Consider the following 17,466-nt stretch of genomic DNA (forward strand, 5'->3'; position numbering starts at 1 on the left):
ATGACCCGGCAAGCATTGCCCGGGAACCTGCACCCCGACACGCTGGCCGTGCGTGTCGGCATCGAGCGCAGCCAGTACGGCGAGAACTCCGAAGCTCTGTATTTGACCAGCGGCTTCGTGCAGCCCGACGCCGAAACCTCGGCGCGCCGTTTTGCCGGCACCGAAGAAGGCTTTACCTACGCCCGCACGTCGAACCCGACGGTGGCCGCTTTTGAGCAGCGGCTGGCGGCGCTGGAAGGCACTGAAGCCGCCATCGCCGCGTCCAGCGGCATGGGCGCCATCCTGATGATGGGCATGGGCCTGCTCAGGGCCGGCGACCATGTCGTGTGTTCGCAGTCGGTGTTCGGCTCGACGCTGAACCTGTTCGGCAAGGAGTTCGCCAAGTTCGGCGTCGAGACCAGCTTTGTCTCGCAGACCGACATCGCGCAGTGGCAGGCCGCCATGCGTCCTAATACGAAGCTGCTGTTTGCCGAAACTCCGACCAATCCGCTGACAGAGGTGTGCGACATCCGGGCGCTGGCCGATGTGGCGCATGCGGGCGGCGCGCTGCTGGCGGTGGACAACTGTTTTTGCTCGCCCGCGCTGCAGCGGCCGACTGAACTGGGCGCCGACCTGGTGATCCACTCGGGCACCAAGTACCTCGACGGACAGGGCCGGGTCATGGCGGGGGCGATTTGCGGGCCTTCGAAGCTGATCGTCGATGTGTTCGGCCCGATTGTGCGCACCGCCGGCATGGTGCTGGCGCCGTTCAATGCCTGGGTCGTGCTCAAGGGCATGGAAACGCTGCGCATCCGCATGCAGGCGCAAAGCGCCACGGCGCTGGCGATTGCGCAATGGCTGGAAACGCATCCGGCCGTGACCCGCGTGTATTACCCCGGCTTGCCGTCGCACCCGCAGCACGAACTGGCGATGCGCCAGCAGTCGGGTTTGGGCGGCGCCGTGGTGTCCTTCGACGTGCGCGGCGGCGACCCGGAGACGGCGCGCGCCAATGCTTTCCATGTGATCAACAGCACGCAGGTGGTCAGCATTGCCACCAACCTGGGCGACACCAAGTCCATCATCACCCATCCCGGAACCACTTCCCATGGCCGGCTCACCGAAGCGCAGCGCCAGGCAGCCGGCATCAAGCAGGGCCTGATCCGCTTTGCCACCGGCCTGGAACATATCGACGATTTGAAAGCCGACCTCGCACGCGGTCTGGACAGCCTGACATGACACAAAAAACAAGAACCCGCTTTGCCCCTTCGCCCACCGGCTTCATCCATCTGGGCAACATCCGCTCGGCGCTGTATCCGTGGGCGTTTGCGCGCGCCACCGGCGGCGATTTCATCTTGCGTATCGAGGACACCGATGTGGATCGTTCGAGCCAGGCCGCTGTCGATGTGATCATCGAAGGCATGCGCTGGCTGGGCCTGGACTACGACGAAGGTCCGTTCTACCAGATGCAGCGCATGGACCGCTACAAGGCGGTGCTGGCCGAGATGGTGAACGCCGGACATGTTTACCCCTGCTACATGAGCGTGGCCGAGCTTGACGCGCTGCGCGAAGCCCAGATGGCAGCCAAGGAAAAGCCGCGCTACGACGGCACCTGGCGGCCCGAGCCCGGCAAGACGCTGCCGGCGATTCCCGAAGGAGTTCAGCCCGTGCTGCGTTTCAAGAATCCGCAGGGCGGCGCTGTGGTCTGGGACGACAAGGTCAAGGGCCGCATCGAGATCAGCAACGACGAACTCGATGACCTGGTGATTGCCCGGCCCGACGGCACGCCGACCTACAACTTCTGCGTGGTGGTTGATGACATGGACATGGCGATCACGCATGTGATTCGCGGCGACGACCATGTGAACAACACGCCGCGCCAGATCAACATCTTCCGCGCGCTCGGCCGCGAGGTGCCGGTCTATGCCCATCTGCCCACGGTGCTGAACGAGCAGGGGGAGAAGATGAGCAAGCGCAACGGCGCCAAGCCGGTCACGCAATACGCCGCCGAGGGCTATCTGCCCGACGCGATGGTGAACTACCTGGCACGCCTGGGCTGGAGCCATGGCGACGACGAGATTTTCAGCCGCGAGCAATTTTTGCAATGGTTCAACCTCGACCACCTCGGCAAGAGCGCCGCGCAGTTCGACGAGGCCAAGCTGCGCTGGGTGAATGCCCAGCACCTCAAGGCCATGGCCGATGACCAGCTTGCGGAACGGGTTCAGCCCTTCCTCGCGGCACTGGACGTTTCGGGTCTGGATGCCGGCTGGCTCGCACAGAGTTGCGCTTTGTTCAAGGACCGCTGCAGCACGCTGGTCGAACTGGCGGGCTGGCTGAAACTACTGGTCACGGGCGCGGAGCCGAGTGCGCAGGATGTCAGCACCCATGTGACCGATGCCGTGCGGCCGGCGCTTGCCAAGCTGGCGCAGGCGTTGGCGACCTGCGAATGGACCAAGGCCGCTATTGCCGCCGCGATCAAGCAGGTGCTGCTCGATACCGGCCTGAAGATGCCGCAACTGGCCATGCCGGTGCGCGTGCTGCTCATGGGAACACCGCAGACGCCTTCGCTGGATGCGATCCTGTCGCTCATGGCGCGAGAAAAAGTCATCGCCAAATTGAATTTAGTTTGAAACTTTCCAAAAGGCCGATTTTTGTAGATATAATTTGAGGCTCGACAGGTTGCTAAGAAATTAGCGACATTGGGGGTATAGCTCAGCTGGGAGAGCGCTTGCATGGCATGCAAGAGGTCATCGGTTCGATCCCGTTTACCTCCACCAACGTCGAAAAGTTTTTGAAGTTTTTAGCAGGCCGTTAAAAGCCTGCGCCGGAAGTCACCAGGTTAAGACCCCATCGTCTAGAGGCCTAGGACACTACCCTTTCACGGTAGGTACCGGGGTTCGAATCCCCGTAGGGTCGCCAAATTTCTTCGCTGCAAGGTGAAGGGACAAAGCACAAGTTTGTCAAGCACTTGGCTCGCAAGAGCAAACGCTTTTCTACCAGGAGTGGTAGTTCAGTTGGTTAGAATACCGGCCTGTCACGCCGGGGGTCGCGGGTTCGAGTCCCGTCCGCTCCGCCAGATTGAAGCCCTTGCAGTTCCATGAATTACAAGGGCTTTCCTCTTAGATCCATTTGCGATGTAAAAGGCTGTTGAGATTTTTGCAGGCCGTTAAAAGCCTGCGCCGGAAGTCACCAGGTTAAGACCCCATCGTCTAGAGGCCTAGGACACTACCCTTTCACGGTAGGTACCGGGGTTCGAATCCCCGTAGGGTCGCCAAATTTCTTCGCTGCAAGGCGAAGGGACAAAGCACAAGTTTGTCAGGCACTTGGCTCGCAAGAGCAAACGCTTGGCTACCAGGAGTGGTAGTTCAGTTGGTTAGAATACCGGCCTGTCACGCCGGGGGTCGCGGGTTCGAGTCCCGTCCGCTCCGCCAGTAATATGAAAAACCGTTGCAAACAGTTGTTTACAACGGTTTTTTTCATTTTTATCGGGATTTTTAGACTTGCAGAACTTTGCGCATCTGCAAGCCCTTCAGTCCTTTAGCCTGTTTTGTCTTTAACGGGCCGAGCGCAGGCACTGTTCGTGGCGACTTTCCTGGGTTTCGGCGTTGCCGGTGGGCTTGCCGCCTTTTTTGTAGCAGGTGCCGCAACTTTGCTGCTGGCTGATTGGCGTGGTTTGGCGGGGGATTTGACCGCCATCTTGCCGGATGCCGATTTTTTGCTGGCTGGAGTTTTCGCGGCTGCGGGTGTTTTCCGGGATGCAGCGCTTGTCTTTTTTACCGCCGGCTTTGCTGGCGCAGAAACGTCGGCCATCTCGATGCCGAACATAGCGGCCAGTTGAGCGTCGTCGAGCACCTTGCCGGTGGCCGGGCGCTTCGAGGCGGCGGGCAGGCCCCGGCTTGCCTGGCTGACCAGATCCTTGGCATCGACACGGCGCAGCGTGAAGAGCACCTCCGGTTGCTGGTCAAGCCGCGCGCCTATCCCATACAGCACGGCGGCGACATGCTTGCACATCGACGCCGAGTCCGGGCAGTCGCAGTTGAACCTGATTTCCTTCGGCGACGGAAACAGGCCGCTGCCCGGCTTGCAGATGCGCTCCATCACCGCGTTCGAAAGCTTGCCCTGCAGCAGTTCGACCAGCGAATCAATCGAGCCCGAGCAATCGGCGCAGATCGTTTGCCATTGCTTTTCGGGCACCGCCGTCACGCTGGCGGTGACCTTGTAGAGGCTCGAACCCATGACCTGCGCCCGCACTTCGCCGGGCGTGATCTGCAAATCAATCACCGAACCATTGCGCACATAGGTGCGGCCGCGCGGCAGGCGGCTGGCATAGTCGCTGTAATGCTCAAGGTTGTCGCACCAGGCCTTGCCCCAGAAGGTCTTGGCGATGGCGCCTCGAAAAGCCGTGATCGGCGTCAGGACGATGCCGGCTTTTTTCGCCTTGGCGGCGGCCTTCTCGGCTTTTGCGCGCCGCTCGGCGACTGATACATAAGCTGGCCATTGCCCGTAGTTCATGGGTGTTCCCCCTTAAAGATCAGTTGTCCTGCGCGGCATGAATGTCGAGCTTGACCAGGTCGAGCAATTCGCGATCGCTCATCTCGGTCAGCAGCAGTTCGGCGCCGCCCTCCAGAACATCCTGGACCAGTTGCTGCTTCGATTCGATCAACTGGTCGATGCGGTCTTCGACCGTGCCCCGGCAGATGAACTTGTGGACCAGCACGTTGCGCTGCTGGCCGATGCGAAAGGCGCGGTCGGTGGCCTGGTTTTCGACCGCCGGATTCCACCAGCGGTCAAAGTGGATCACATGCGAGGCCGCCGTCAGGTTCAGGCCCGCGCCGCCCGCCTTGAGCGAGAGCACGAAAAATGGCGTCTGCTCGTCTTCCTGAAAGCGCCTGACCAGTTCGCGGCGCCTGGCCACCGGCGTGCCGCCATGCAGCACCAGGCCTTCGCGGCCAAAGATGCTGCCCAGGAAAGCCGCCAGCGGCTCGGTGGTTTCGCGGAACTGGGTAAAGACCAGCACCTTTTCCTGCTTGGCGGCGATCACCTCGACCAGTTCCCGCAGGCGGGCGAACTTGCCGCTGTCCTGCGCTTTCCAGGCGCCGTCTCCCAGCCATTGCGACGGGTGGTTGCAGATCTGCTTGAAGCGCATCAAAAAGGACAGCACCAGGCCCTTGCGGCCTATGCCTTCGGCGTCTTCGAGCGCAGCGGCCAGGTTGTGCACCGCATCCTGGTAGAGCGCCGCCTGCGTCGGGCTCAGCAGGCACCAGGCCTTGAGTTCGGTCTTGTCGGGCAGGTCGCTGATGACGCGTTTGTCGGTCTTCAGGCGGCGCAGGATGTAGGGCTGCACCAGCGCGCGTAGCGGGCCGAAGTGCTCGGCCTTGGCCAGCCGCCTGGTGAATTTGCTGAAAACCTTGTCCGAACCCAGCAGGCCGGGATGGGTGAAGTCGAAGATCGACCACAAATCGGACAGGCGGTTTTCCACCGGCGTGCCGGTCAAGGCGATGCGCGATTGCGCCTGCAGCTTCTTGACCTGCCGCGTCTGCTTGGCACCCGGATTCTTGATGGCCTGCGCTTCGTCGATCACGGCCAGGCGCCAGTCGTGGCTTGTCAGCACCGGCTGGCGCAGCAGCGAGCCATAGCTGGTGATGACCAGATCGGCATCGGCCAGCCGCGCCGCATCGAGCGCCTTGAAATCGGCTGGCGCCATGGCCGACGGGTGGGCCACCAGCAGGCGCAGGCCGGGGGCGAAACGCTCGGCCTCGGCCGCCCAGTTGGCCAGCAGCGAAGCTGGCGCCACCAGCAGGCTGGGCTGGCGCGGGCCGGCATTTTCGCGCTTGAGCACCAGCAGCAGCGACAGCACCTGGATGGTTTTGCCCAAACCCATGTCGTCGGCCAGGCAGGCCCCGAGTCCGAGCCGGGTCAGCAGGTACAGCCAGCGCACCCCGGCCTGCTGGTAGGGCCGCAGGGTGGCCTGGAGTTCCGGTCCCGGATCGACCTGGACCAGGCCCTCGGGCTTGCGCAGTCCGGCCAGGGTGTCGGCCAGCCACGGGCCGGCCGCCAGTTCCGACCAGTCGGCATCCAGCGGCTCGCCGCTCTCGTCAAGCGAAGCGCCGGCCACCAGCCGCATGGCCTCGGCAAAGGGCAGGCCGTTTTCGGCCGCTTGCTCGATGGCCTTGAAGCGCTCCAGCAGGCGGCCGATGGCCTTTTGATCGACCTCGACCCAGCGGCCGCGGATGAACTGCAGGCCATCGCCGCTCTGCAGCAGCGCCTCGACCTCGGCGTCGCTCAGGTTCTCACCGTCAAGGCAGACTTGCATGCTGAAATCCAGCAGCGCATCCTGGCCCAGCAGCGACGGCGGGCGCGTTCCCACGCTGGCTTTCACCACTGGCCGGGGCGGTCTGCCCGCCTTCCAGACGCCGGGCGTGCGAACGCTGATGCCGGCGGCCTCCAGTTGTGGCAGGTCGGTCAGAAAACGGCAGGCGTCCAGCGCGGTCCAGCGCAGCGGATGGTAGATGTCGCCGGCTTCCACCATCTCGCGCAGCCAGTCGCAGTGCTGCGCCGCGCGCTGCACCGGCAGCAGCAGCGACAGCAGCTGCGCCCGGCTCTTGCCGCCGGAAAACTCCGCCAGGGCTTGCGACAGCGGCTGGTGCTGCGCCTTGCCGTGGGCCGACAGGCGCGCGGTGTAGGTGGCCAGGAAGGCGAACGGCGCTTCCGGATCCTTGCGGTTTTCCGCCAGGTTGAAATGCACGCGGCCGACCAGGTTCCAGGCCGGGTGGCGCGACTTGAGGAAGGCCTGCAGCGGAACCTGGGCCGCCGCCAGTTCCTGATGCAGGGCACCATCCATCTCGTGCCACAGCGCGGCCAGCAGCTCGGGCGTCAGGTATTCCGCGCCCGTCATCGGCGGCGCATCGGCCATCAGGGCTTCAAAATCCTCGGCGGCGGGCAGCTCAACCGCGATTTCGCCGCCGTCGGGCGTGGCGCACAGGGCGGTGACGTAGCGCGCCGCCACATCGCGCCACCAGGCCCAGGCCGGCGGCAGGATGCGGCCGATGTGCGCCGTTCCGAGCAGCAGCAGGCCATGGCCGCTGCCCAGCGCGAAAGCGGGGCCCAGCCCCTGGCTGACCTCCGGCGCCAGCGGCGGTGCGTCGTCCTGCGGCGTGGCCCGCAGGTGGCCGCGCGGCGTCAGCTGCGGTGCCAGGTGAGCCGGGGTATCGGGAGCGTTCGGGGATTCCATTGTTCAATCGGTTGAATGGCCCATCGAGGCGCAGGCATTGATGCAAAACCGCTATTTTCCTGGTATATCCAGCCTCATCAGGGCCGGCCGGATTTTTCGCGCTGGATGTCAAGCCGCAGCGACTGCACTTCCTCGCGCAGGTGCCTGATCTCGCGCATCAACTGGTGCTCGATCTGCAGCTCTTCGCCTTCCTCGACATCTTTCTCGACGAATATCGCCGCCAGCGAGGCCGTGGCCAGCGACAGCACGGCCAGGCCCAGCAGCACCACGATGACGGCAAACACGCGCGACGCATGGGTGCTGGGAACCATGTCGCCATAACCCACGGTGGCCGCCGTGGTGAAGGCCAGCCACAGGCCTTCGGGAATCGTATGCACGTTCGGGTCCAGCAGCCAGAAGCCGACACCGCCCAGCAGCAGGATCGCACTGCACAGGATCAGCGAATAAATCACGCCCCGGCGGGCGATGTGCGTTTTTTTCGGGAGCTTTTTGGGGGGCATGGCAGGCCGTGGGTGGGGCGAATGGGAGTGCTGATTATTGCCGTGCGCAGCTCGGGCCGACAATTGGCGCGATGCGCAAACATGTTTCTGAAACCACGGGCGTGCAGCGCCTGCTCTCGGGCCTGCTGGCGGGGCTGGCGACAGCTGCGCTGCCGCTGCCGCTGCCGCTGGTCTGGCAGTTTCGCGGCCTGCTGGGCTGGAGCGTTGGCGTGGCGGTTTACCTGACGCTGGCCTGGTGGCTGTGCGAGCGCTTTGATGCCGAGCGCACCCGCGAGCGGGCGCAGGCGCAGGATGAACCCAGCGTGGTGCTGTTCCTGCTGATGCTGCTGGCGGCAATGGCCTGCGTGGCGGCCATCGTGGTGATGCAGCAGCAGGGCAAGGATCTGACGGGCACCGAACGCAGCCTGCACATCGCCGTGTCGGTGGTGGCGCTGATCGCCTCCTGGCTGTTCATCCAGACGATTTTTGCGTTCCGCTATGCCCACCGCTATTACCAGGAAGAACAGCGCGGGGAGCCGGGTGGGCCGGGCCTGCTGTTTCCGGGCGGGCTGGAGCCGGACTATTTTGATTTTTTGTATTACGCCCATGTGGTCGGCATGACCTCGCAGGTGTCCGATGTGCAGGTCACCTCGCGCGAGATGCGCCGGCTCACGCTGGTGCACAGCGTGCTGTCGTTCGGCTTCAACATGCTGGTGCTGGCGCTCAGCATCAATGTGGTGGCCGGCGCGCTGCAGTAGCGAATGGCGCCGGTCAGCGCGGCGGTGCGCGCCTGCGCCCGGGCTTGAGCAGGCCGGTGGCCAGCGCCGTGCCGCCGACGATCACGCCGGCGCAGCCCACCATCCACGGCGTGACCGACTCGCCCAAAAACAGCACGCCGTACAGCACCGCGAACACCGGCACCACGAAGGTCACCGACAGCGCGCGCTGCGGGCCGGCATGTTCAATCAATCTGAAAAACACGATGTAGGCGATGCCGGTGCAGACCACGCCGACGGCCAGCAGCGCCAGCCAGGCCGATGCGCCCGGCATGCGCGCCGGCCACAGCCACAGCGCGGGCAGGGCCAGGCCCAGCGTGGCGCCAAGCTGGCTGCCGGCGGCCGTGACCAGCGGCGGCAGGCCGGAAAGATAGCGCTTGGTGTAGCTCGCCGAGATGCCGTAGCAAAGACAGGCGCTCAAGCTGGCCAGCACCGCCCAGCCGGGCGCGATGCCCGAGGCGCCGGATTTGAACGTCGCCTGGTCCCAGGCCAGCAGCGCAACGCCGGCAAAGCCGACGGCCAGCCCGACGATGCGCCAGGCGGTCGGCTTGTCCTTCAGCCAGGCCCAGGCGATCAGCGCACCGAACATTGGCACCGTGGCATTCAGGATGGACGACAGCCCGGTGCTGATGGACAGCAGCGCAAAGGCAATGCAGGCAAACGGAATGCCCGAGTTGAGCAGGCCGACGACGAAGGTGTGGCGCCAGTGTTTGCGCAACTCGGGCATCAGGCCGCGCAGCCACACCAGCGGCAGCAAAAACAGCGCCGCAATCGCCACTCGCACGGCGGCGGTCGGCAGTGCGCCGAACTCGACCGCGCCCATGCGCATGAACAGAAACGACGAGCCCCAGATGGCGGCCAGCAGCACGAAGTCGGTGAGCCAGCTTTTGGGGCTGGCCGTGGCAAGACCAGCGGCAGGCGCGCCCATCGCGGGGGACCGCGCGTTCAAGGCAGGCTCTCCGCCAGCGCGCCTTCGAGCCGGAGCAGGGCGGTCTTGCGGTCCAGCCCGCCTGCGTAGCCGGTCAGCGCGCCGCTTGAGCCCGTCACCCGGTGGCACGGCACGATGATGCTGATGGGGTTGCGCCCGATGGCCCCGCCCACGGCCCGCACCGCCGACGGCTTGCCGATGCGCCGGCTGATTTCGCCATAGCTGGTGACTTCGCCCTGGGGAATGGCCAGCAGCGTCTGCCAGACCGATTGCTGGAAGGCCGTGCCGCAGCTCAAATCCAGCGGCAGCTCGAACTGGCTGCGCCGGCCGGCGAAATAGTCGCCGAGTTGCTGGCTGGCCTGCTGCAGGATCGGGTGGTTGGCGTCTTCGGGCCAGGCTGCCGGACCCATGAGTTCAAGCGGCAGGTAGCGCTGGTTTTCGGCAAACCAGAGCCCGGCCAGGCCCTTGTCGGTGGCGGCGATGACGATGGTTCCGAGCGGGCTGGGAATGCGGGTTTGAACGATGGAGGGGTTGAATTTCATGATGGTCTCCTTGAGAGTGTCGCCGGGTTGCCCAGGCGGCTGTGGAATGGGGTTTTTGCTGATTTTTAAGCGTTTTAAGGCTTTTGCGCATGCTGCACCTGCGCTGATAGCTATTGTTTTTACAGCGATTCCGGCGTTTCCAATGTGGGCGCAGTGACAGGTGCGGCGTGCAGCAGGCCGCTCCAGGCGCGGATCACGGCGTAGCTGCGCCACGGTTTCCAGCCGGCGGAGGCGCGTTCGGCTTCGCGCGCCGGATTTTTCAGCGCCTGCACGCCCAGCGCCTTGTGCAAGGCCACGTCGCCTGCCGGAAACGCGTCGGGCCAGCGCAGCGCGCGCATGGCGATGTACTGCGCCGTCCAGTCGCCGATGCCGGGCAGCTCCTTCAGCTGGGCAATCGTCGCGTTGACATCGGCGCCGCCATGAAGCTGCAGGCGTTTGCCGGCCACGGCCCGGGCGATGCCGACGATGGCGGCCTGGCGCTGCTTGACGATGCCGAGCTGGCCGAGCGCGTCGCCGCCGGCGGCGGCCAGCACGGCGGGCGCCGGAAACAGCCGGCTCAAGCGCGGCCACGGGGTTTCAACCGGCGCGCCGAAGCGGTTCACCATGCGCTGCGCCAGCGTGCGCGCCGCCGCCACCGTGATTTGCTGGCCCAGCACCGCCCGCACCGCCAGCTCGTAGCCATCGAGCGCGCCGGGAACCCGCAAGCCGTCGCCCGCCGGAAAGCTGGCGTGCAGCACGCTGTTGATGGTGGCCGGGTCGGCATCCAGGTCGAACATCGCGCGCACCCGGCGGATCACCAGCGGCAGCACGCCCAGCAGCGAGTCGCTGACCTGCACGACCAGCTGGCAGCGCGTCTCGTCAAACCGGGCCAGCAGCCAGCCGGCATGGGTTTTACCGCCGGATTCGATGCCAAATGTCCTGCCTGCGCACGGCTGGTATGCATCAGTAGCTATGAATTCAATAGCGTTTATGCTGCGCTTGCCGATGAACGCCAGCATCGCCGCCACGTCATAAGGCGGCCGGTAGCCGAGCCGCACGGTGATGCCGTCGCCTGCGGGCCGTGCGCCCTGGCGGCGCAATTGCGTCGGGTTCAGGTGGTAGTGCTGGGCGAACGCGGCATTGAAGCGGCGAACGCTGGCAAAGCCGCTCATCAGGGCCACCTGCGTGATAGACAAATCGGTGTCGGCCAGCAGCTGCTTGGCGGTCAGCAGCCGGCGTGTTTGCAGGTATTGCAGCGGCGTCACGCCGAACTGGGCCTCGAAGATCCGCCGTACATGGCGGTCGCTGATACCGAGTCGCGCGGCCAGTTTTTCGACCGAGGGTGCCTCGTCGCTCCAGCTGTCCGGCTCATCGAGCAGGCGGGCGGCCTGGTGCGCCAGGATGTAAGACGCATCCTGGATCGACCAGGCCACCGAATGCGGCGCCATCTCGGGTCGGCAGCGCAGACAGGGCCGAAAGCCGGCGCTTTCGGCCTGCGCCGCATGGCGGAAGAAGCGACAGTTCTCTCGCCTGGGCGTTTTGACGCTGCAGACCGGCCGGCAATAGATGCCGGTCGAGGTGACGCCGGTGAAGAAGCGGCCGTCGAAACGGGCGTCCTTCGCCTTCAGCGCGAGGTAGCAATCATCGTCGGCCAGCAGGGTGGTTTTCGTCGTCATGCGGCCATGATACGGCGCGCATGGGATGGCGACTGGCCGTTTCCGGACCTGTCAAACCGCCTCTTGGCCGCCCGTCCGGCCCGTCATTCGCGCCGGTACAGGCTGCCCAGCCGGGCCAGCCGTTCGGCATGGAAGGGCTGCACCTGGTCCCAGCCAAAGCGCCATTCCCAGTAACCTTCGCCCTGGCCGGGCAGGTTCATGCGGTGCTCGGCGCCCAGGCCCAGCACATCCTGCAGCGGGTGGATCGCGGTGTCGGCGACGCTGGCGCAGGCGGCGCGGATCAGTTGCCAGTGGATGTCGTGGCCGTCGCCCGTGCCCAGGTAGTCCAGCACGTATTGGCGCAGGGCGGGCGAGGCTTCAGCCCACCAGCCTTGCGTGGTGTTGTTGTCGTGCGTGCCGGTATAGACGACGGTGTTGCGCTCGAAGTTGTGCGGCAGGTAGGCGTTGGTGTTGTCGTTGGCGCCATCCTCGCCAAAGGCGAACTGCAGGATGCGCATGCCGGGCAGGCTGAATTCATGGCGCAATGCGTCCACGTCGGGCGTGATGACGCCGAGGTCTTCGGCAATGATGGGCAACTCGCCCAGGGCGGCTTCGATGGCATGGAACAGCGCCGGGCCGGGGCCGGGCAGCCAGCGCCCCCGGATGGCGTTGGGCTCGCTGGCCGGGATTTCCCAGTAGCCGGCAAAGCCCCGGAAATGGTCGATGCGAACGATGTCCACCAGCTCGAAAATGCGCCGCACGCGCTCGATCCACCAGGCATAGCCCTCGTCCGCATGGGCGCTCCAGCGGTACAGCGGGTTGCCCCAGCGCTGGCCGGTGGCGCTGAAGAAATCGGGCGGCACGCCGGCGATGACCGTTGCCCGGCCATCGGCATCGAGTTCGAACAATTCCTGGCGCGCCCAGACTTCGGCGCTCTGGAAGGCGATGAAGATGGGCGCGTCGCCGACGATCTTCACGCCACGCTCGTTGGCATGGGCGCGCAGTTTTTTCCATTGCCGGTAAAAACACCACTGGCCGAATTTCCAGAAGGCGATGCGTTCGGCATGCGCGGCGCTGGCATCCTGCAGGGCCTGCGGCGCGCGGCGGGCCAGCGGCGCGGGCCAGTCGCACCAGTCGCGCCCGCCGTGGAGTTCGGCCAGCGTCATGAACAGGGCGTAGTCCTCCAGCCAGACGGCGTGGTGCAGGCAAAAGTCCGCGTAGTCCACCTGGTCGGCGGCGCTGATGTTGTGCGCAAAGCTTGCTGCGGCTTTTTCAAGCCGCGCCATGCGCCACGGCACGACGGCGCCGAAATGAACGCGGGCATCGCTGAAGCCGGCGTCGGGCAGCAAATCGGCTTCATCGAGCCAGCCGTGCTGCTGCAGCTCGGCCAGGTCGATCAGCAGCAGGTTGCCGGCAAAGGCCGAACTGCTCATGTAGGGCGAGTTGCCGGGGCCGATGCCGCCCAGCGGCAGGATCTGCCAGAGCCTCTGCTTCGCCGTCACCAGCCAGTCCACGAAGTGATAAGCGGCCGGTCCGAGGTCGCCACAGCCGTGCGGGCCGGGCAGGGAGGTGGGGTGCAGCAGCACGCCGCTGGCGCGGGGAAAGGTCATGGTGATGAGCTCAAAAGGTGAGTACGGTGCCGGCCGCCACCAGCAGCATCAGGCTGTGGGCGGACAGCCGCAGGGGCGCTTCGCCCTGGCCGTGCCAGCGGGTCAGGCCGCGCGGATGGGCGGTGTCGAGCACGGCTTGCCAGACGCCGGCGGGCAGCATGAAATCATGCTCGTCGGCATCGGGGTTGACCAGCAGCAGCAGCGGCGCCCGGGCGCGGCCCGGCCGGCCGATCAGGCAGCCGAGCACGCGCTCGCTGTTGCCCTGCCACGCCTGGCCCTGCAAGGCCTGGCCGCTGCTGTGCAGCCACGACAGGTCATGCAGGCCCAGCGTGTCACTCAAACCGCTGTACCAGTGGTTGCCGAAGGGCAGCAGCTGGCGGCGCAGCGACAGCACCCAGGCGGTGAAGTCGATCAGGTCGCCGTCGGCTTGCGTCCAGTCAATCCAGGTGATTTCGTTGTCCTGGCAATAGGGGTTGTTGTTGCCGCGCTGGCTGTGGCCGAGTTCGTCGCCGGCGCACAGCATCGGCGTGCCTTGCGCCAGCAGGGTGGTGGCGAGCAGGGCGCGCTGCAACCGGCCGCGCAGCTCATTGACCTGCGGGTCATCGGTCTCGCCCTCAATGCCGCAGTTGCTGCTCAGGTTGTGGCCGTGGCCATCGCGGTTGTCCTCGCCGTTGGCTTCGTTGTGGCGCTCGTTGTAGCTGACCAGGTCGCGCAGCGTGAAGCCGTCGTGCGACACCACGTAATTGACCGACACGCTGGGCGCGCGGTTGCGCCGCTGGTAGAGGTCGGACGAGGCGCACAGGCGCAGCGCAAAATCGCCGCGCGAGCGGGCCGTATCGTCGTCCTGCAGCCAGAAGCCGCGCATCACGTCGCGGAAATGGTCGTTCCATTCGAGCCAGCCGCGCGGAAAGCCGCCGACCTGGTAGCCGCCCGGGCCGATGTCCCAGGGCTCGGCAATCATCTTCACCTGCGACAGCACCGGATCCTGCGCCACGGCGGTAAAAAAGGCGCCGCCCGGCTCGAAGCCGTGGTCGCCCCGGCCCAGCACCGGCGCCAGGTCGAACCTGAAACCATCGACATGCATCTCGCTGACCCAGTAGCGCAGGCTGTCCATGACCAGTTGCAAGACTCTGGGCTGGCGGATGTCCAGCGTGTTGCCGCAGCCGCTGTGGTTCTCGAAGGCAGCGGGCGACTCGGGCGGATGGCGGTAGTAGCTGGCGTTGTCGAGCCCGCGAAAGCTCAAGGTCGGGCCGGTGCCATCGGATTCGGCGCTGTGGTTGAACACCACGTCGAGCAGCACCTCGATGCTCTGCGCATGCAGCGTCTTGACCATGGCGCGGAACTCATCGCGCGGTGTCAGTCCGTCCTGGCCGCACGCCAGCCGGGGGCTGGCCGCAAAGAAAGCCAGCGTGTTGTAGCCCCAGTAGTTCGTCAGGCCCATGCCGGCCAGCCGCTCTTCATCGAGCGCCTGGTGAACCGGCAGCAGGCTGACGCTGGTGACGCCCAGGCGCTGCAGATGCGCCAGCGACGCCGGATGGGCCAGCCCGGCATAGCTGCCGCGCAGCGCTTCGGGCACCTGGGGGTTCAGCCGGGAAAAGCCCTTGACGTGCAGCTCATACAACACCGTGTCCTGCAGCGCAATGCACGGCGGCTGGTCGCCTTCCCAGTCGAAACTGTCATGCACCACCCGGCTTTTAAGCGCCAGCGCGGCATTGTCACGCGTGTCCATGTGCAGCGGATGCTGGCGGTCGGCGCCGAAGTGTTCATCGCGCCACTCGAAATCACCGACGACCTCGCGGGCATAGGGGTCGAGCAGCAGCTTGTGGGGGTTGAAGCGGTGGCCCCGGTCGGGCCGCCACAGGCCGTCGGCGCGCAGGCCGTAGATCAGGCCGGGCGCGGCGCCAATCAGGTAGCCGTGCCAGACATCGTCGGTGTGCGCGGGCAGCATCAGGCGGCTGGTCTCCAGCGTGCCGGCCTCGTCGAACAGGCACAGCGCCATGGCCTGCGCGTGCGCCGAAAACACCGCGAAGTTCACGCCGTAGCCGTCCCAGGTGGCGCCCAGCGGCCAGGGCCGGCCGGGCAGCAGGACGGGTTTCAAGCGGTCCATTCGAACACCACGGTGGCCAGCGGCGGCAGGTTCAGCAAAAGGGACTGCGGCTGGCCGTGCCAGCCCACGGGTTCCGCCGTGGCGGCGCCCAGCGGCGTGCCGGCATTGCTGCCGCCGTAATGGGCCGAGTCGGTGTTGAGCCGCTCGCGGTATTCGCCGGGCTGGGGAACGCCGACGCGGTAAGCCGTCTGCACGGTGGGGGTGAAGTTGCAGACCACCAAAATAAAACTCCGTGCATCCAGGCCGCGCCGGATGAAGGCGAGCACCGAATGCGCGGCATCCTGGTGGTCCATCCACTCAAAACCGGCAGGTACAAAGTCGAGCTGGTACAGCGCCGGGGTGGCGCGGTAGAGCTGGTTTAGGTCGCGCACCAGGCGCTGCACGCCGGCGTGTTGCGGGTCATCCAGCAGGTGCCAGTCCAGGCTCTGGTCGTGGTTCCATTCGCGCAGCTGCGCGAATTCGCAGCCCATGAACAGCAGCTTCTTGCCGGGGTGGCCGAACATGAAGCCCAGGTAGGCGCGCAGGTTGGCGAACTGCTGCCAGCGGTCGCCGGGCATCTTGCCCAGCAGCGAGCCCTTGCCATGCACCACCTCGTCGTGCGAGATCGGCAGCACGAAGTTTTCGCTGAAGGCATAGGCCAGGCCGAACGTCATTTCGCCCTGGTGATGCTGGCGATGCACCGGGTCGCGCGCCATGTACTGCAGCGTGTCATGCATCCAGCCCATGTTCCACTTGTAGTGAAAACCCAGGCCGCCGGCCGTCGTCGGGCGCGACACGCCGGGAAACGAGGTCGATTCTTCGGCCATGGTGACGGCTTGCGGCCGCTCCTGGACAACGATGTCGTTCATGCGCTTGAGGAAGTCTATGGTTTCCAGGTTCTCGCGCCCGCCATGCCGGTTGGGAATCCATTCGCCGGGCTTGCGGCTGTAGTCGCGGTAGAGCATCGACGCCACCGCATCGACGCGCAGGCCATCGACATCGAAGCGCTCCAGCCAGTACAGCGCGTTGCCGATCAGGAAGTTGCGCACCTCGGTGCGGCCCAGGTTGTAGATCAGCGTGTTCCAGTCGTTGTGAAAGCCTTCGCGCGGATCGGCGTATTCGTACAGCGGCGTGCCGTCAAAATTGCCCAGCCCGTGCGCGTCGGTCGGAAAGTGCGCCGGCACCCAGTCGAGCAGCACGCCGATGCCCGACGCGTGGCAGCGCGCGATGAAACGCACCAGGCCGTCGGCATCGCCAAAACGCGACGTGGGCGCATACAGGCCGACTGGCTGATAGCCCCAGGAGCCGTCAAACGGATGTTCGCTGACCGGCAGCAGTTCAAGGTGGGTAAAACCCATGTCCAGCGCGTAGGGCACCAGCTGGTCGGCGAGTTCGTCCCAGTTCAGCCAGCGCTGCCAGCCGCTGGCCGGGTCAAGGATGCGCCGCCACGAACCCAGGTGGACTTCGTAGATGCTCATCGGCGCATCCAGCGCATTGGCTTGCCGGCGTTCATTTGAAGGAGGCTTGAGCGCCGGCATGCCTGCCACGATGCTGGCCGTGGCCGGGCGCAATTCGGCTTGGCGCGCATACGGGTCGGCGCGGGCCGGCAGCACCTGGCCATCGGCGGCGAGGATTTCAAACTTGTAGCGCGCGCCCAGCGCCACGCCGGGCAGGAAAATCTCCCAGACGCCGCACTCGCGCCGCAGCCGCATCGGGTGGCGCCGGCCGTCCCAGACATTGAAGTCGCCCACCACGCTGACGCGCGCGGCATGCGGCGCCCACACGGCAAAGCTGGTGCCGGCCACGCCGTCCATCACGCGCTGGTTGGCGCCCAAAATCTCATAGGGCCGCAGGTGCGTGCCTTCGCTGAGCAGCCAGACATCCACCTCGCCCAGCACCGGCCCGAAGCGGTAGGGGTCTTCAATCAGGGCCGTCTGGTAGTTGTCCCACTGCACCTGCAATCCGTAAGCCGCTGATGCCTGCAGCGCCAGAACGCCTTCGAAAAATCCGTCGGGATGGTGTTTCTCAAGCATGCCGAGCCGATGGCCCGAGCAGGCATCAATCACCTCGACCTGCCGGGCGTTGGGCAGGAAGGCGCGGATGGACAGGCCACCGTCCTGCGCATGCGGCCCCAGCACCGAGAACGGGTCGCCGTGGCGGGCGCTGCAAATCAGTTCAATCTCTTGCGGGTTCAGCATGAAACT

The 17,466-nt window shown here is 65.6% G+C and carries 12 protein-coding genes and 5 tRNA genes; 8 read left to right on the plus strand and 9 right to left on the minus strand.

The genetic code is table 11. The annotated features are described in order from the left end of the window. From PNAP_RS05450 to PNAP_RS05480, 7 genes are all read left to right on the plus strand, one after another. The gene (locus PNAP_RS05450) at positions 1-1,215 is read left to right on the plus strand and encodes an O-succinylhomoserine sulfhydrylase (protein WP_011800504.1); all 1,215 of its coding nucleotides are present in this window, start codon (positions 1-3) and stop codon (positions 1,213-1,215) included. Continuing rightward, complete coding sequence (gene gltX, locus PNAP_RS05455) at positions 1,212-2,606, plus strand: glutamate--tRNA ligase (protein ID WP_011800505.1); 1,395 nt, start codon at positions 1,212-1,214, stop codon at positions 2,604-2,606. Before PNAP_RS05450 ends, gltX begins: the two co-directional genes overlap by 4 nt. 71 nt (positions 2,607-2,677) lie before the next feature. After that, a tRNA-Ala gene (locus PNAP_RS05460) sits at positions 2,678-2,753 on the plus strand. Positions 2,754-2,819: 66 nt separating this feature from the next. Beyond that, a tRNA-Glu gene (locus tag PNAP_RS05465) sits at positions 2,820-2,895 on the plus strand. An 80-nt stretch (positions 2,896-2,975) separates the two neighbouring features. Then, positions 2,976-3,052: transfer RNA gene (locus tag PNAP_RS05470), tRNA-Asp, on the plus strand. 122 nt (positions 3,053-3,174) lie between these two features. Beyond that, positions 3,175-3,250, plus strand: a tRNA-Glu gene (locus PNAP_RS05475). 80 nt (positions 3,251-3,330) lie between these two features. Then, positions 3,331-3,407 (plus strand) — tRNA-Asp (locus PNAP_RS05480). A gap of 106 nt (positions 3,408-3,513) precedes the next feature. Here PNAP_RS05480 and PNAP_RS05485 read toward each other — a convergent pair. The 3 genes from PNAP_RS05485 to PNAP_RS05495 all read right to left on the minus strand — a co-directional run bounded on the left by PNAP_RS05485 (position 3,514) and on the right by PNAP_RS05495 (position 7,707). Then, positions 3,514-4,488: an SWIM zinc finger family protein gene (locus tag PNAP_RS05485; RefSeq protein ID WP_011800506.1), complete on the minus strand. Its 975-nt coding sequence runs from the start codon at positions 4,486-4,488 to the stop codon at positions 3,514-3,516. Between the two features lie 19 nt (positions 4,489-4,507). Continuing rightward, positions 4,508-7,207, minus strand: coding sequence for a DEAD/DEAH box helicase (locus tag PNAP_RS05490; RefSeq protein ID WP_011800507.1), 2,700 nt, complete (start codon positions 7,205-7,207; stop codon positions 4,508-4,510). A gap of 77 nt (positions 7,208-7,284) precedes the next feature. Further along, the gene (locus tag PNAP_RS05495) at positions 7,285-7,707 is read right to left on the minus strand and encodes a potassium channel family protein (RefSeq protein ID WP_011800508.1); all 423 of its coding nucleotides are present in this window, start codon (positions 7,705-7,707) and stop codon (positions 7,285-7,287) included. Positions 7,708-7,778: 71 nt separating this feature from the next. Between PNAP_RS05495 and PNAP_RS05500 the strand changes: the two genes are divergently transcribed. Further along, entirely contained in the window at positions 7,779-8,444 is a 666-nt protein-coding gene (locus PNAP_RS05500) for a DUF1345 domain-containing protein (RefSeq protein WP_011800509.1), read from the plus strand. A 13-nt stretch (positions 8,445-8,457) separates the two neighbouring features. Here the strand turns inward: PNAP_RS05500 and PNAP_RS05505 are convergent, their stop codons facing one another. The 6 genes from PNAP_RS05505 to glgB form a co-directional block, all read right to left on the minus strand. Continuing rightward, positions 8,458-9,390 carry a DMT family transporter gene (locus PNAP_RS05505; RefSeq protein ID WP_011800510.1) on the minus strand — a complete coding sequence of 311 codons (933 nt, stop codon included), beginning with the start codon at positions 9,388-9,390 and terminating at the stop codon, positions 8,458-8,460. 17 nt (positions 9,391-9,407) lie between these two features. Continuing rightward, a complete protein-coding gene (locus tag PNAP_RS05510) occupies positions 9,408-9,932 on the minus strand; it encodes a methylated-DNA--[protein]-cysteine S-methyltransferase (protein ID WP_011800511.1) in 525 nt (174 codons plus the stop codon). Positions 9,933-10,051: 119 nt separating this feature from the next. Beyond that, positions 10,052-11,587, minus strand: a complete 1,536-nt coding sequence (locus PNAP_RS05515) for a DNA-3-methyladenine glycosylase 2 family protein (RefSeq protein ID WP_011800512.1) — start codon at positions 11,585-11,587, stop codon at positions 10,052-10,054. Positions 11,588-11,670: 83 nt separating this feature from the next. Continuing rightward, entirely contained in the window at positions 11,671-13,176 is a 1,506-nt protein-coding gene (malQ, locus tag PNAP_RS05520) for a 4-alpha-glucanotransferase (protein ID WP_011800513.1), read from the minus strand. A gap of 10 nt (positions 13,177-13,186) precedes the next feature. After that, positions 13,187-15,283, minus strand: coding sequence for a glycogen debranching protein GlgX (gene glgX, locus PNAP_RS05525; protein ID WP_041376544.1), 2,097 nt, complete (start codon positions 15,281-15,283; stop codon positions 13,187-13,189). Further along, the gene (glgB, locus tag PNAP_RS05530) at positions 15,271-17,460 is read right to left on the minus strand and encodes a 1,4-alpha-glucan branching protein GlgB (RefSeq protein WP_011800515.1); all 2,190 of its coding nucleotides are present in this window, start codon (positions 17,458-17,460) and stop codon (positions 15,271-15,273) included. Before glgB ends, glgX begins: the two co-directional genes overlap by 13 nt. Between the last annotated feature and the right edge of the window lie 6 nt (positions 17,461-17,466).

Source organism: Polaromonas naphthalenivorans CJ2, from assembly GCF_000015505.1.
In the GTDB taxonomy this organism is placed as follows: domain Bacteria; phylum Pseudomonadota; class Gammaproteobacteria; order Burkholderiales; family Burkholderiaceae_C; genus Polaromonas; species Polaromonas naphthalenivorans.

Bases quoted from the DNA above. Each gene is read 5' to 3' on its own strand.
- PNAP_RS05450 (WP_011800504.1), top strand. From the start codon at position 1: ATGACCCGGCAAGCATTGCCCGGGAACCTGCACCCCGACACGCTGGCC.
- gltX (WP_011800505.1), top strand. From the start codon at position 1,212: ATGACACAAAAAACAAGAACCCGCTTTGCCCCTTCGCCCACCGGCTTC.
- PNAP_RS05485 (WP_011800506.1), bottom strand. From the start codon at position 4,488: ATGAACTACGGGCAATGGCCAGCTTATGTATCAGTCGCCGAGCGGCGC.
- PNAP_RS05490 (WP_011800507.1), bottom strand. From the start codon at position 7,207: ATGGAATCCCCGAACGCTCCCGATACCCCGGCTCACCTGGCACCGCAG.
- PNAP_RS05495 (WP_011800508.1), bottom strand. From the start codon at position 7,707: ATGCCCCCCAAAAAGCTCCCGAAAAAAACGCACATCGCCCGCCGGGGC.
- PNAP_RS05500 (WP_011800509.1), top strand. From the start codon at position 7,779: ATGCGCAAACATGTTTCTGAAACCACGGGCGTGCAGCGCCTGCTCTCG.
- PNAP_RS05505 (WP_011800510.1), bottom strand. From the start codon at position 9,390: ATGGGCGCGCCTGCCGCTGGTCTTGCCACGGCCAGCCCCAAAAGCTGG.
- PNAP_RS05510 (WP_011800511.1), bottom strand. From the start codon at position 9,932: ATGAAATTCAACCCCTCCATCGTTCAAACCCGCATTCCCAGCCCGCTC.
- PNAP_RS05515 (WP_011800512.1), bottom strand. From the start codon at position 11,587: ATGACGACGAAAACCACCCTGCTGGCCGACGATGATTGCTACCTCGCG.
- malQ (WP_011800513.1), bottom strand. From the start codon at position 13,176: ATGACCTTTCCCCGCGCCAGCGGCGTGCTGCTGCACCCCACCTCCCTG.
- glgX (WP_041376544.1), bottom strand. From the start codon at position 15,283: ATGGACCGCTTGAAACCCGTCCTGCTGCCCGGCCGGCCCTGGCCGCTG.
- glgB (WP_011800515.1), bottom strand. From the start codon at position 17,460: ATGCTGAACCCGCAAGAGATTGAACTGATTTGCAGCGCCCGCCACGGC.